This window comes from Acidimicrobiales bacterium, from assembly GCA_035533595.1.
In the GTDB taxonomy this organism is placed as follows: Bacteria; Actinomycetota; Acidimicrobiia; order Acidimicrobiales; family Bog-793; genus DATLTN01.
In genome coordinates this window covers 25,383-37,461 of sequence record DATLTN010000069.1, presented here as the reverse complement: position 1 = coordinate 37,461, position 12,079 = coordinate 25,383, and the positions used below count along the sequence as shown (strand labels likewise).

The following is a 12,079-nucleotide window of genomic DNA, read 5'->3' as shown; positions in this document are numbered from 1 at the left end:
GCCCTGACCTCGGACTCGATCTGTAGATGACTTCAGGCTCCGGTTCGCGGCCCCTTTTGGGGGTTTCGCGAACACAGAGCCCGTCATTTCGTGAACATCTCGCGGTGGAGGTGCCGGGAATCGAACCCGGGTCCTTCAGCTTCGCAATGGGCCTTCTCCGAGCGCAGCCGAATGCTTAGTTTCGGGTCCCGCCTCGCAGTCGGCACATCTGCGGGTCCCTAGCCAGCTGAAATGTCCCTGATGGCCACACTGGCGATGACCTTCAGGTAAGCCCTACTAAATGACGCCTGGAATCGACCCGCAGGGCTGGGGCCGGGCAGACGTTGCTGCTAGTTAGGCAGCAAGCGCGAGCTTGGGCTCGGCGTTTGTTTTATGGTTCCGGCTCTTTAACGTGGCTCCGGAGACCACGGCTCGCTTCTCCCATATTGACGACCGAAGTCGAAGCCAGTCACCCCCTGGTTGGTAGTTGCTTCGCTTCGAGCGTACAGCGCCGCTGTGACGTGTCGTCCCGCGAGCGCTGCCGGGAGACTGATCAGCCCCGGCGCTGGTGCTCGCGGATCGCCCGCTCCGCTTCGCGGTTGGAGTCGCGCTCCGCGATCGCCCTGCGCTTGTCGTAGAGGTGGCGGCCGCGTGCGAGGGCGATCTCCACCTTGGCCTTCCCCTCCTTGAAGTAGATCGACAGTGGGACGAGGGTCAGCGACTGCTGGGTCACCTTGCCGCGGAGCTCGTCGATCTGGGCCCGGTGGAGGAGGAGCTTGCGCGGGCGCTCGGGGTCCACGTAGCCGAACCCGCTCGAGTACTCGTAGGGGGCGATGCGCGTGCCGAGCAGGTACATCTCCCCGTTGTCGATGCGTGCGTAGGCGTCCTGGAGGCTCACCTGGCCGGCGCGCAACGACTTCACCTCGCCGCCGCGCAGCGCCATCCCGCACTCGAAGGTCTCGAGGATGTCGTACTCGTGGCGCGCCCGACGGTTCTGCGCGACCTTGCGGTTCGCGTCGCGGCGCTCGTTGCCCTTGACGGCCCTCTTCGTCGCGACGGCCGTCGTCTTCATGGGCATGACCGGAAACGGTAGCCTCCGGCCCGTGCCCGACCGTCCGCCGCGCATGCGGTCTGAGCTGGACAACCCGCGCGTGCCGACCCGATGAGCGGTCTCACGCTCGACGAGGAGCAGCTCGCCGCGATCGTCGCCCACTGCCTCGCCGAACTCCCCAATGAGGGCTGCGGCCTGATCGCCGGCGACCCTGCGAGCGGCGTGGTGCACACGGTCTTCCCGACCCGGAACGCGGCGGCGTCGGCGCGCCTGTACACGGTGGACCCCCGCGACCACCTCCGTGCCGACCGGGAGGCCGAGGCGGCGGGGGCCTCGATCATCGGCGTCTTCCACTCCCACACCCACACCGACCCTTATCCCTCGCCCACCGACGTCGCGCAGGCGCCCGACCCGACCTGGCACTACGTCCTCGTCTCGCTGCGCGACGAGCTCCCGTCGCTGCGCTCGTACCGCATCGTGGGCGGCGAGGTGAGCGAGGAAGCGGTCGTCGCCCCGAGGAGCAGCTCCTCCTAGAGGCGACGGCAGCGGGGGTGGCAGCCACGCCGGCCGGTGGAGATGGCGAAGCCGGCCGGTGGGGATGGTGGCGCCCAGTGGGGTGTGCGGGGTCCTTGTCTACAGTGACCGGGCGGGGATGACCCGCCGAGCAAGCGGGGCGGACCCGGCTTCGGACGACGCGTGGGGGGCGAGCATGGAACGACGCGCACTCGGCGAGACAGGGATCGAGCTGCCCGTCATCGGATTCGGTTGCGGCCCGAACGCCCGCCTGATGGTGGGCGACGACGAGGCGCTGCGGATCGAGACGATCAAGGCTGCGCTCGATGGCGGCATCGACTACTTCGACACCGCCTACGCCTACGGATGGGGGGTCTCGGAGACCAACCTCGGCCGGGCGCTGAAGGAGCTCGGCGCGCGCCCCTCGATCTCGACGAAGTTCTGCCTGCAGCCCGAGGACCTGAAGGACCCCCGCTCGGCGGTGCTCGCCGGCTTCGAGCAGAGCCTCGAGCGCCTCGGCCTCGACAAGGTGGACGTACTGCTCTCGCACAACCGCTTCGCGCGCGCCCACGAAGAGGGCGAGAAGATGAACGTCGGCGCGCTGCTCAACCTGGAGGAGGTCTTCGGGCACAACGGCGTCGCGAGTGCCCTCCAGGAGCTGCTGGATGCAGGGGTGATCCGCACCACGGGCTTCACCTCCTTCGGTGGTGACCCCGAGGCCATCGCCGAGGCCATCGCCTCGGGGGTCTTCGGGAGCATCAACGCCTCGTTCAGCCTGCTCAACCCGAGCGCCGCGGTCGAGGTCGGCCCCGAGGCCGAGGGCGCCGACTACCGGCGGGTGATCTCGACGGCCGCCGGCGCGGGCGTCGGCGTGATGGCGATCCAGGTGCTCGGGCGGGGGATCCTCACCGGCGAGGGGCCGAGCGAGGGCCCCGGCAGCCGCCTCATCCCGACCGCCCGGCGCTTGGGGGACTCGCTCGTGAAGACGGCGATCCGCTACGTGATCTCGACGCCGGGGGTCTCGACGGCGATCCTCGGCCTCTCCGAGCCCGCGCACGTCGCCGAGGCGATCGCCGCGGTCGAGATGGGCCACTTCGGCGAGGCCGAGCGGCACGAGCTCGAGGAAGCGGCGATCCACTAGCCGGGGCGGTCCACATCACCGAAGTGCCCACAGGAGGTAGCGATGTCGGAGCAGCAGCAGGCGGAGGACCCGGTCGGCCTCGTCGTCACCGCGTGCCACGTGCTCGGCAACGAGCAGTTCTCCGACATGGTCTGGGGCCACGTCTCGGTGCGCGACCCCGAGGGCCGGGGCATCTGGATGAAGGCGCACCTGTTCGGCTTCGAGGAAATCGAGCGGGAGAACGTGCTCCTCGTCTCCTTCGACGGCGAGGTGCTCGAAGGCGAGGGGCGGCGCCACGGCGAGTATCCGATCCACACCGAGATCATGCGAGCCCGCCCCGACGTGAACTGCGTCGTCCACACCCACGCCTTCTCGGCCGTGGCCTTCGCCGCGACCCAGCAGCCGCTGCTGCCGATCTCCCACGACGCGACGCTCTTCGTCCCGCCGGACATCCCCCGCTTCACCCGCACCGGCGACCTGATCGTCACCCAGGAGCTCGGTGAGGACCTCGCGCGCACCCTCGGCGACCGGCCCGCGGCGCTGATCCCCCACCACGGGATGGCGGTCACGGGCCCCGACGTGCCGGCCGCGATCATGGCGACGGTACTGCTCGAGCGGGCGTGCGCGAGCCAGCTCGCCGCCGGCGAGGTGAAGACCTGGTCCTCTGACGAGGAGGCGCTCGCCAAGCGGGCCCGCTGCTGGGCGCCGCCACTGCTGCAGATGGGCTGGGAGTACCTCGTCCGCAAGACCGAGCGGGCGCGCCGCGAGCGGTGACGATCGGAGGATCACCATGATGGAGCTACGGGTCGGGCCGCCCTCCTCGGCGCGCTTCCTCGGCACCCCGAGCGAGCGCCACCAGGTGATGCTCGAGCGCGCCGAGCGGGCGATCGCCGAGCCGCTCGTCGGCGTCGTCACCTCCTCCGGCCCCGTCGAGGGGCTCTTCCCGCTCGGGAAGGGCGGCGCCCCGACGTCGGCGGTGCGCGCCCGCATCGAGTCCTACGCGTCGCTCCTCGACGAGGACGCGAGGCGCGAGGTGCAGTTCCCCCTCGAGAGCGACGCCTGGCGACGGTGGTCGAACATCCACCGCTTCCTGATGCGTCACGGGCGCTGCCTGGACGAGATGGGCGACCCGGAGCGTGACCGCGCCCTCGAGCTCCTCGCGGCGGCGCTCAGCCCCGCCGGCTTCGCCGAGGCCCGCGGGGTGATGCGCCTCAACGAGACGATCCAGGAGATCACCGGCCGTCGCGACGAGCGCGGCTACAGCGAGTTCGGCGAGTGGAACTACTGGTTGTGCCTCTTCGGGAGCCCGTCGGCCGACGGTCCCTACGGCTTCCAGCTCGACGGCCACCACCTCAACCTCAACGTCTTCGTGCTCGGCGACCAACTGGTGCTCACGCCCTACCTCCTCGGCTCGGAGCCGCTCGTCGCCGAGGCGGGGCGCTACGCGGGGACACGCGTCCTCGAGGCCGAGGAGCGCCTCGCGCTCGACCTGGTGCAGTCCCTCGACCCCGCCCAGGCACGGCGCGCGGTGGTCGCCGAGGAGCTGCCGCCGGGGCTGTACGCCGGGGCGTTCTGCGACAACCTCGTCCTCGACTACTCCGGCATCGCCCACGGCGAGCTCGACCCGGTGCAGCAGTCGGCGCTGCTCGCGCTCATCGGCTGCTACGTCGGCCGCCTGCCCGATGGCCACGCCGCGGCGAAGATGGCCGAGGTGCGGGCGCACCTCGACGAGACCTACTTCACCTGGATGGGCGCCACCGAGGACGAGAGCGTCTTCTACTACCGGGTGCACAGCCCGGTGCTGCTCGTCGAGTTCGACCACGAGCCCGGCGTCGTCTTCAAGAGCGACGGCCCGATGAAGAGCCACATCCACACCGTGATGCGGACCCCGAACGGCAACGACTACGGCACCGACCTGCTGCGCCAGCACCGCAGCGCGCACGAGCACGCCGGCGCGTGAGCGGCCGCGCCGGGCGCCCGCTCAGCTGACGGGGGCGGGCGCGGCCTGCTCGACCCGCTGCGCGGCGGCCTCCTCGGCCTGCTGCATCAGCGCCTTCACCTGCTCGAGGAGCGGGCCGTGACGGTCGGCGTCGTCGCGCCAGTAGCCCTTGTGGAACATCGAGCGGTAGGCGCCCATGCGCATCCCGCGGTACCCGGCGTCGCCGACCCTCGGGTGCCCCTCGATGACCTCCCCGACCTCGGCGGCGTCGCGGTAGACGTTCATCGGGTCACCGCCCGCCGCGACGAGGGAGATCTGGTCGTCGAGGAGGCGCCGGAAGTGGAGCACCGCCTCGTCGGTGGCCGCGACCTGCTCCTTGGAGCGGTCGACGATCTCGCCCTGTGACCACCAGGCGGCCATGTCCTGGGCGAGCACGTAGTCGAGGATCGGTTTGCCCTCGGCGTCGAAGATCGGGATCTCGTAGCAGGGCGGCGTCGCCGGTATCTCGACGTCGACCCCGTCGGGGACGACGTAGATGTCGTAGACGATGTGGTTGGTGTGCGTGTCGTCGACGGGGACGCGGAACTGCATCTCGAAGCGCAGCCCGCCACCGCCGACGCGGGCGATGTTCGGGAAGATCATGTAGGAGTGCCAGCGCTCCTCGTACTCCTTCGCTCCGCGCTCGGGGGTGTACACCATCGCCTTTTGCACGCCGTGCTCGTCCAGGCGGGAGATCACCCGGTCGTAGCCGATCCCCTGGGCGATGCTCGTGTGCGAGCGGTGCGTCGTCGGGTCGGCGGCGCGCTCCTCCAAGAGGCCGTCGCGCTCGAGGACGTACTTGAAGAAATGGCCGTGCAGGTAGACGCTGTGCACCGGGTCCGAGGCATTCTCCTGGCACTGCAGCCAGTTGCAGGGGATCACCGTGAGGCCGATCTGGCGCAGCGCCCGGGGGTGCACGAGCACGTCCCACGGGGGGAGCACGGGCGGCTCGCCGGGGCCCAGGTAGGCAAAGAGCAGGCCGCCCATCTCCTCGACGGGGTAGCCGCCGATCGAGACGCTGTCGTGCAGGCGCGAGTTCGGGGACTCGAGGGGGGTCTCGACGCACTGCCCGGTCTCGTCGTAGCACCAGCCGTGGTAGGGACAGCGCAGGCCGTGCGCCTCGGGGATGCCGAAGGCCATGTTCACCAGGCGGTGCGCGCAGCGCTCGCCGACGAGGCCGACGGTGCCGGAGCGGTCGCGGTAGCAGACGAGGTCCTCGCCGAGCAGGCGCACCGGCTGCACCGGGTTCTCGTCGAGCTTGGCGACGGGGAGGAAGGGCTGCCAGTAGCGGCGGAGGAGCTCTCCGCCGGGCGTCCCCGGCCCGACGCGGGTCCAGCGCTCGTTCTGCTCGACGGTGACCATGCCGCCCCCTTTCGCGGCGCGGCCGGTCGGCGCGCCTTTCTGCGAGATCGTCTCCCGAGAAGGTACCGCCCGGGGCCACCGACGGTGGCCACCCCGTGCGGCGGGCCGCTCCGGATGGGCGGTGGCCGGGCGAGCGGTAAACTCTGACCGATTCGGTCGTATTTCCCGATCGCCGGAGGGCACCGTGGCCGTCGAAGTTCGTCTCCCCACCCTGCTCCGCCAGGCCGCCGCCGGTCAGCCGTCGGTGCGCCTCGACGGGGCGACCGTCGGCGACATCTTGCAGGAGCTCGTCGCCGCCTACCCCGGCCTCGGGGGCCAGGTGCTCACCGAGGACGGCTCACTGCACCGCTTCGTGAACGTCTACCTGAACGACGACGACGTCCGCTATCTGGACAAGCTCGACACCAAGGTGGGCGAGGGCGACGTGCTCTCCATCCTCCCCGCGGTCGCCGGCGGCTGAGCGCGCGCGCCGGATGGCCCGCTACGACAACATCCTCGACCTGATCGGCAATACCCCGCTCGTCGACGTCTCGCCGCTCAGCCCCAACCCGCAGGTGCAGATCCTCGTGAAGCTCGAGGGGATGAACCCCGGCGGCTCGGTGAAGGACCGCGTCGCGCTGAGCCTCGTCGAGGACGCTGAGAAGCGTGGCGTGCTCGAGCCGGGAGCGACGCTCATCGAGTCCTCCTCCGGCAACACCGGCATCGGCCTCGCCCTCGTCTGCCGGGCCCGCGGCTACCACCTGAAAGTCGTCCTCCCGACCAACGTCTCGATCGAGCGCCGCCAGCTGCTGGAGATCTTCGGCGCCGAGGTCATCGAGTCGCCCGGCTCGGAGGGCTCCAACGGCGCGGTGAGGCTCGTGCGGGCGCTCGCGGCCGAGCACCCCGAGTGGGTCTTCCTCTACCAGTACGGCAACCCGGCGAACCCCCGCGCCCACTACGAGGGGACCGGCCCGGAGATCTGGAGGGACTGCCCTGAGGTCACCCACTTCGTCGCCGGCCTCGGGACGAGCGGCACGCTCCTCGGCGTCGGCCGCTACCTGAAGGAGCAGAACCCCGAGGTGAAGGTGTGGGCCGTCGAGCCGCCGACGGGGGAGATGGTCGACGGCCTGCGCAACCTGGACGACGGCTACGTGCCGCCGATCTTCGAGGACGAGGGGGGCGAGCAGCTGCTCGACATGAAGACCGTCGTCTCGCCGCTCGACTCGATCGTCTTCACCCGCCGCCTCGCCGAGCTCGGGATCTTCTCGGGGATCTCGACGGGGGCGGCCTTCGCCGGCGCGGTGCGCTGCGCCGGGCGCATCGAGCGGGGGACGATCGTCGTGCTCTCCCCGGACGCGGGATGGAAGTACCTCTCGACCGGCGCCTGGACCGACCCCCTCGACGAGGTCGTCGAGCGGGCAAAGAAGGTCATCTACTTCTGAGCTTCCGGCGCCAGGACGACGCGCGCCGCGCCCGATCGACGTCGAGGGCGCCGCGGAGAGCCTGTCGACCTCGAGCATCGCCCCGCTCGGCGGGCCAAGGTCGGCGGGGGAGGCGCGGCACGCGCAGCGGCCGGCACGCCCGGCGAACAGGCGCTTTAGCCTTGGCCCGGTGGACGACCGGCCGATCGGCATCTTCGACAGCGGCTTCGGCGGCCTCACCGTCGCCCGTGCGCTGATCGACCTGCTCCCCGAGGAGCAGGTCGTCTACGTCGGCGACAGCGCCCGCTACCCCTACGGCCCGCGCAGCGCCGAGGAGGTCGCGAAGTTCAGCGCCGAGATCGTCGAGCACCTCGTCGTCCACGAGGGAGTGAAGATGGTCGTCGTCGCCTGCAACACCGCCTCCGCGGTGGCCCTCGACGAGCTGCGTTTCTCCTACTCGGTGCCCGTCCTCGGGGTGATCGAGGCCGGGCTGCGCTCCGCCGCGCTCGCCACCCGTAACGGCCGGGTCGGCGTGATCGGGACGGTGGGCACGATCTCCTCGGGCGCCTATCAGCGGGCCGCGGCGACGCTGCGGATCGGCGCGGAGGTGCACCTCGCCGCCTGCCCCGGCTTCGTCGAGTTCGTCGAGCGGGGAGAGATCGACACCGACCAGGTGCACGTGCTCGCCGAGCGGCTGCTCTCGCCGCTCGCCACGCTCGACATCGACACGCTGCTCCTCGGCTGCACGCACTACCCCTTCCTGGCGCGCACGATCGCGGACGTGATGGGGCGTGACGTGGTCCTCGTCTCCTCGGCCGAGGAGACCGCCTTCGACGTGCGCTCGATCCTGCAGGCGACGGGCCTCGGCCGGCGCGGCGAGCGCACGACCGAGCACCGCTTCCTCTCGTCGGGGGACGTCGGCTGGTTCGCCGAGATGGGGAGCCGCCTCCTCGGCCCCGAGCTGCACCACGCCGAGCACCTCCCCCTCGCCGCGCCCTGAGCCGCACCTTGTAGTTTCGGCGCCGACCAAGGAGCGACCCCCATGACCACACCGGTGAACCTCACGCGCCGTGACGGCCGCGTCATCGACGAGCTGCGGCCCGTGACCCTCGAGCGGGACTACACCGAGTTCGCCGCCGGATCGGTGCTCGCCACGATGGGGCGCACCAAGGTCCTCTGCACCGCCTCGATCGAGGAGGACACCCCTCGCTGGATGCGCGGCAGCGGCAAGGGGTGGGTGACGGCCGAGTACTCGCTGCTGCCGGGCTCCTCTCCCGAGCGCGTCTCGCGCGAGGCGGCGCGTGGCCACCAGAGCGGTCGCACGCACGAGATCCAGCGGCTGATCGGCCGCTCGCTGCGGGCGGTGTGCGACATGGCCGCGTTGGGCGAGCGGCAGGTGATCCTCGACTGCGACGTCCTGCAGGCCGACGGGGGGACGCGCACCGCCTCCATCACCGGCGCCTACGTCGCGCTGCACGACGCGCTCAGCCGACTGCTCACGACGGGGGTCCTCGCCCGCCACCCGCTCTCGGACCCGCTCGCCGCCGTCTCGGTCGGCGTCGTCGAGGGAGTCTGCATGCTCGACCTCGACTACTCCGAGGACTCCCGCGCCGAGGTCGACATGAACGTCGTGATGACCGGCACGGGGCGCTACGTCGAGGTGCAGGGGACCGCCGAGGGGATGCCCTTCTCGGCCGAGGAGCTCGGCGAGCTGCTCGCGCTCGCGAAGAGCGGGATCGACGAGCTCGTCGCCGCGCAGCAGCTGCTGCTCGCGGAGGCGCCCGAGCCGAGGGTCATCGGGCGGCCTTCGTGAGCGGGCTGCAGCTCGTCCTCGCGACGGCCAATCCCGACAAGGAGGTGGAGATGCGGATGATCCTCGAGGCGGTCCTCCCCGACGTCGAGCTCGTCGCGCGCCCCTCCTCGGTCCCCTACGTCGAGGAGATCGGGCGGACCTTCCTCGACAACGCCCGCCTGAAGTCCGAGGCGCTCTGCCGGGCGACCGGCCTCGCGGCGGTCGCCGACGACTCGGGCCTCGAGGTCGACGCCCTCGGCGGCGCGCCGGGCCTCTACTCGGCGCGCTACGCGGGACCGAGCGCGACCTACCAGGACAACGTCGACAAGCTCCTCCTCGCCCTCGGCAGCCGGCCCGACCGCCGCGCCCGCTTCATCTCGGTCGTCACGGTGAGCTTCCCCGACGGGAGCGAGATCGCCGCCGAGGGGATCGTCGAGGGGACGATCGCCGACGCGCCCCGCGGCGGCGGCGGCTTCGGCTACGACCCGGTCTTCCTCCCCGACGGCGGAGGAGGGCGCAGCTACTCCGAGCTCGACCCCGACGAGAAGCACGCGCTCAGCCACCGCGGACGGGCGCTGCGCGAGCTCGCGATCGAGCTCGCCGCCCGCTGAGCAAGGCCTCCGGGGGACCCGGGCGGAACGCCGGGGCTCGACTAGTTTTCGGTCGTGGCCACTCGATACCGCTGCAGCGCCTGCGGGAACCTCACCCGTTTCGACGTCCTGTCGACCAAGCGCGCCCGCGCCTTTCACCACTACAGCCTGGGTGGCGACCTCGTCGTCGAGGAGGAGGAGATCCTCTCCCTCGACATCGAGTCGGTGACCTGCCGCTGGTGCGGGCGCTCGAACGCGATCGAGACGATCGCCGACGAGGAGAGCGCGCCCGCGGCACCGAAGTCCTGAGTCCGCCCGAGCCGCTGATACACCCTCCGACGATCATCTCCAGAGACGAGATCGATAGCGGGAGCATCCCGCCCGGAGGAGAGGAGGCGCCGTGGACAGCTCGGTGCTCACGATCAGTTGCGACGATTGCACGCTGCAGGCGACGCACGCCTGTGACGACTGCGTGGTCTCGTTCCTCCTCGATCACGACCCCGCCGACGCGATCGTCATCGACGCCGACGAGGCGCGCGCCGTGCGCCTCCTCGAGGGCGCCGGGCTCCTCCCCGGCATCCGCCACCAGCGACGCGCCGGCTGAGGCCACGCGCCGCGGGCGCGGCGCCGACGGGGGAGCGGGCCGGAGAGGCCGACGGCGGTGAGCCACCTACTCGTCACCAACGACTTCCCCCCCAAGGTCGGTGGGATCCAGTCCTACCTCCATGAGCTGTGGCGCCGCCTCCCGCCGGAGCGCTTCACCGTCCTCACCCGCGCCCAGCCCGGCGCCGAGGCCTTCGACGCCGCGCAGCCCTACCGGGTCGTGCGCGTCGAGACGCCGATGCTGCTGCCGGGCCCCGCGCTGCGCCGGAGGATCGACGCGCTGGCGGCCGAGTGCGGTGCCTCGCTCGTGGTCCTCGACCCTGCTCTCCCCGTCGGCGGCCTCGGCCCCTCGCTCGCGCACCCCTACGCCCTCGTCCTGCACGGCGCCGAGGTCACCGTGCCGGCGCGCCTCCCCGGCCTCTCCCGGCTGCTCGCCCGCACGATCCGCGGTGCGGCCCTCGTCATCGCGGCGGGGGGCTACCCCGCGGGCGAGGCGCGCCGCATCGTCGGCCGCGCGATGCCCGAGACCGTCCTCGTCCCCCCCGGCGTGGACGCGGGGCGCTTCCACCCGATCGGCGAGGAGGAGCGCGCCGCGGTGCGCCGCCGCCTCGGGGTGGGGGAGGGCGCGCCGCTCGTCGTGAGCGTGAGCCGCCTCGTCCCCCGCAAGGGCATGGACGTGCTCATCGAGGCCGCAGCGGCCCTCGCCCCCCGCCACCCGGGGCTCTCGGTGCTGATCGGCGGCAGCGGGCGCGACGAGGAGCGGCTCGCCCGTCTGATCGAGCGCCACGAGGCGCCGGTGCGCCTGTTGGGGCGCGTCCCCGACGACGAGCTCCCCGCGCTCCTCGGCGCCGCCGACCTCGCGGTGATGCTCTGTCGCAACCGCTGGCTCGGCCTCGAGCAGGAGGGCTTCGGGATCGTCTTCCTGGAGGCCGCGGCGGCGGGCGTCGCGCAGGTCGCCGGCCTCTCGGGGGGCGCGCACGAGGCGGTCCTGCACGAGGAGACCGGCCTCGTCGTCGACCGCCCCGCCGACCTCAAGGTGGCGAGCGAGGCGATCGCCTCGCTGCTCGCCGACCCGGCCCGCCGCGCCCGCCTCGCCGCCGCGGCGCGGGCGCGCGCCGCGGCCACCTTCGACTATGACGAGCTGGCGGCGCGCCTCGACGGGGCGCTGCTGCGCGCCGGGGGCTGAGAATCCCCCGGCCGCGCGGGCGGCCGTGCCAGGCTGGGGCGACCAGCACACGAGAGGGACGACGGTGGAGCGGACGGCCGAGCAGGTGGTGATATCGGGACCTCCCGAGCGCTGTTTCGCCGTGGCCACCGATTTCGAGGCCTACCCCGAGTGGGTCTCGGACGTGAAGCAGGTCGAGGTCCTCGAACATGACGCGCAGGGCCGCGCCCTCGTCGTCGCCTTCCGCGCCGGCGCCTTCGGCCGCTCCACCAACTACGTCCTCGCCTACGACTACTCGCGCGCCCCCGAGGAGGTCTCCTGGGTGCAGCGCGAGGGGGACATCACGAGCCGCCTCGACGGCTCGTACCGCTTCGTCGCGGACGGCGACGGCGCGACGCAGGTGACCTACGCCCTCGCCGTCGAGCTGCGGGTCGCGATCCCCGGCTTCGTCCGCCGCCGCGCCGAGGGGCACATCCTCCACGCCGCGGTGCGCGACCTGAAGGCGCGGGTCGAGTCGCGGGGCTGA

The 12,079-nt window shown here is 71.9% G+C and carries 15 protein-coding genes and 1 other RNA gene; 13 read left to right on the top strand and 3 right to left on the bottom strand.

What is annotated here, in order from left to right; all coding sequences use genetic code 11:
- Positions 1 to 102 precede the first annotated feature (102 nt).
- Positions 103 to 456, bottom strand: a transfer-messenger RNA (tmRNA) gene (gene ssrA / locus VNF07_13060).
- A 76-nt stretch (positions 457 to 532) separates the two neighbouring features.
- Positions 533 to 1,057, bottom strand: a complete 525-nt coding sequence (gene smpB / locus VNF07_13055) for an SsrA-binding protein SmpB (GenBank protein HVB07167.1) — start codon at positions 1,055 to 1,057, stop codon at positions 533 to 535.
- Positions 1,058 to 1,141: 84 nt separating this feature from the next.
- Between smpB and VNF07_13050 the strand changes: the two genes are divergently transcribed.
- The 4 genes from VNF07_13050 (at position 1,142) to VNF07_13035 (ending at position 4,623) form a co-directional block, all read left to right on the top strand.
- Positions 1,142 to 1,564 (top strand): M67 family metallopeptidase, encoded by a 423-nt coding sequence (locus tag VNF07_13050; protein HVB07166.1) that lies wholly within the window; start codon positions 1,142 to 1,144, stop codon positions 1,562 to 1,564.
- Positions 1,565 to 1,739: 175 nt separating this feature from the next.
- Positions 1,740 to 2,684: an aldo/keto reductase gene (locus VNF07_13045; GenBank protein ID HVB07165.1), complete on the top strand. Its 945-nt coding sequence runs from the start codon at positions 1,740 to 1,742 to the stop codon at positions 2,682 to 2,684.
- A 42-nt stretch (positions 2,685 to 2,726) separates the two neighbouring features.
- Positions 2,727 to 3,437, top strand: a complete 711-nt coding sequence (locus VNF07_13040) for a class II aldolase/adducin family protein (GenBank protein ID HVB07164.1) — start codon at positions 2,727 to 2,729, stop codon at positions 3,435 to 3,437.
- 19 nt (positions 3,438 to 3,456) lie between these two features.
- Positions 3,457 to 4,623 carry a DUF3500 domain-containing protein gene (locus VNF07_13035; GenBank protein HVB07163.1) on the top strand — a complete coding sequence of 389 codons (1,167 nt, stop codon included), beginning with the start codon at positions 3,457 to 3,459 and terminating at the stop codon, positions 4,621 to 4,623.
- 21 nt (positions 4,624 to 4,644) lie between these two features.
- Here the strand turns inward: VNF07_13035 and VNF07_13030 are convergent, their stop codons facing one another.
- Positions 4,645 to 6,003 (bottom strand): Rieske 2Fe-2S domain-containing protein, encoded by a 1,359-nt coding sequence (locus tag VNF07_13030; protein ID HVB07162.1) that lies wholly within the window; start codon positions 6,001 to 6,003, stop codon positions 4,645 to 4,647.
- A 184-nt stretch (positions 6,004 to 6,187) separates the two neighbouring features.
- Between VNF07_13030 and VNF07_13025 the strand changes: the two genes are divergently transcribed.
- The 9 genes from VNF07_13025 (at position 6,188) to VNF07_12985 (ending at position 12,079) form a co-directional block, all read left to right on the top strand.
- Positions 6,188 to 6,463: a ubiquitin-like small modifier protein 1 gene (locus VNF07_13025; GenBank protein HVB07161.1), complete on the top strand. Its 276-nt coding sequence runs from the start codon at positions 6,188 to 6,190 to the stop codon at positions 6,461 to 6,463.
- Positions 6,464 to 6,476: 13 nt separating this feature from the next.
- On the top strand, positions 6,477 to 7,424 hold the full coding sequence (locus tag VNF07_13020) for a cysteine synthase family protein (GenBank protein HVB07160.1): 948 nt from the start codon (positions 6,477 to 6,479) through the stop codon (positions 7,422 to 7,424).
- A 169-nt stretch (positions 7,425 to 7,593) separates the two neighbouring features.
- On the top strand, positions 7,594 to 8,403 hold the full coding sequence (gene murI / locus VNF07_13015) for a glutamate racemase (GenBank protein ID HVB07159.1): 810 nt from the start codon (positions 7,594 to 7,596) through the stop codon (positions 8,401 to 8,403).
- 42 nt (positions 8,404 to 8,445) lie between these two features.
- A complete protein-coding gene (rph, locus tag VNF07_13010; protein ID HVB07158.1) occupies positions 8,446 to 9,216 on the top strand; it encodes a ribonuclease PH in 771 nt (256 codons plus the stop codon).
- On the top strand, positions 9,213 to 9,806 hold the full coding sequence (gene rdgB / locus VNF07_13005; protein HVB07157.1) for an RdgB/HAM1 family non-canonical purine NTP pyrophosphatase: 594 nt from the start codon (positions 9,213 to 9,215) through the stop codon (positions 9,804 to 9,806). Before rph ends, rdgB begins: the two co-directional genes overlap by 4 nt.
- A gap of 54 nt (positions 9,807 to 9,860) precedes the next feature.
- Entirely contained in the window at positions 9,861 to 10,094 is a 234-nt protein-coding gene (locus VNF07_13000) for a hypothetical protein (GenBank protein ID HVB07156.1), read from the top strand.
- Between the two features lie 91 nt (positions 10,095 to 10,185).
- Entirely contained in the window at positions 10,186 to 10,389 is a 204-nt protein-coding gene (locus tag VNF07_12995; GenBank protein ID HVB07155.1) for a hypothetical protein, read from the top strand.
- 57 nt (positions 10,390 to 10,446) lie between these two features.
- The gene (locus VNF07_12990; protein HVB07154.1) at positions 10,447 to 11,574 is read left to right on the top strand and encodes a glycosyltransferase family 4 protein; all 1,128 of its coding nucleotides are present in this window, start codon (positions 10,447 to 10,449) and stop codon (positions 11,572 to 11,574) included.
- Positions 11,522 to 12,079, top strand: a complete 558-nt coding sequence (locus VNF07_12985; GenBank protein ID HVB07153.1) for an SRPBCC family protein — start codon at positions 11,522 to 11,524, stop codon at positions 12,077 to 12,079. The genes VNF07_12990 and VNF07_12985 overlap by 53 nt, the downstream gene beginning before the upstream one ends.

What these genes read in the sequence shown, in the direction of transcription:
- VNF07_12985 (HVB07153.1), top strand. Translation starts at nt 11,522, where the DNA reads ATGACGAGCTGGCGGCGCGCCTCGACGGGGCGCTGCTGCGCGCCGGGG.
- VNF07_13045 (HVB07165.1), top strand. Translation starts at nt 1,740, where the DNA reads ATGGAACGACGCGCACTCGGCGAGACAGGGATCGAGCTGCCCGTCATC.
- VNF07_13035 (HVB07163.1), top strand. Translation starts at nt 3,457, where the DNA reads ATGGAGCTACGGGTCGGGCCGCCCTCCTCGGCGCGCTTCCTCGGCACC.
- VNF07_13030 (HVB07162.1), bottom strand. Translation starts at nt 6,003, where the DNA reads ATGGTCACCGTCGAGCAGAACGAGCGCTGGACCCGCGTCGGGCCGGGG.
- VNF07_13020 (HVB07160.1), top strand. Translation starts at nt 6,477, where the DNA reads ATGGCCCGCTACGACAACATCCTCGACCTGATCGGCAATACCCCGCTC.
- rph (HVB07158.1), top strand. Translation starts at nt 8,446, where the DNA reads ATGACCACACCGGTGAACCTCACGCGCCGTGACGGCCGCGTCATCGAC.
- VNF07_13040 (HVB07164.1), top strand. Translation starts at nt 2,727, where the DNA reads ATGTCGGAGCAGCAGCAGGCGGAGGACCCGGTCGGCCTCGTCGTCACC.
- VNF07_13050 (HVB07166.1), top strand. Translation starts at nt 1,142, where the DNA reads ATGAGCGGTCTCACGCTCGACGAGGAGCAGCTCGCCGCGATCGTCGCC.
- smpB (HVB07167.1), bottom strand. Translation starts at nt 1,057, where the DNA reads ATGCCCATGAAGACGACGGCCGTCGCGACGAAGAGGGCCGTCAAGGGC.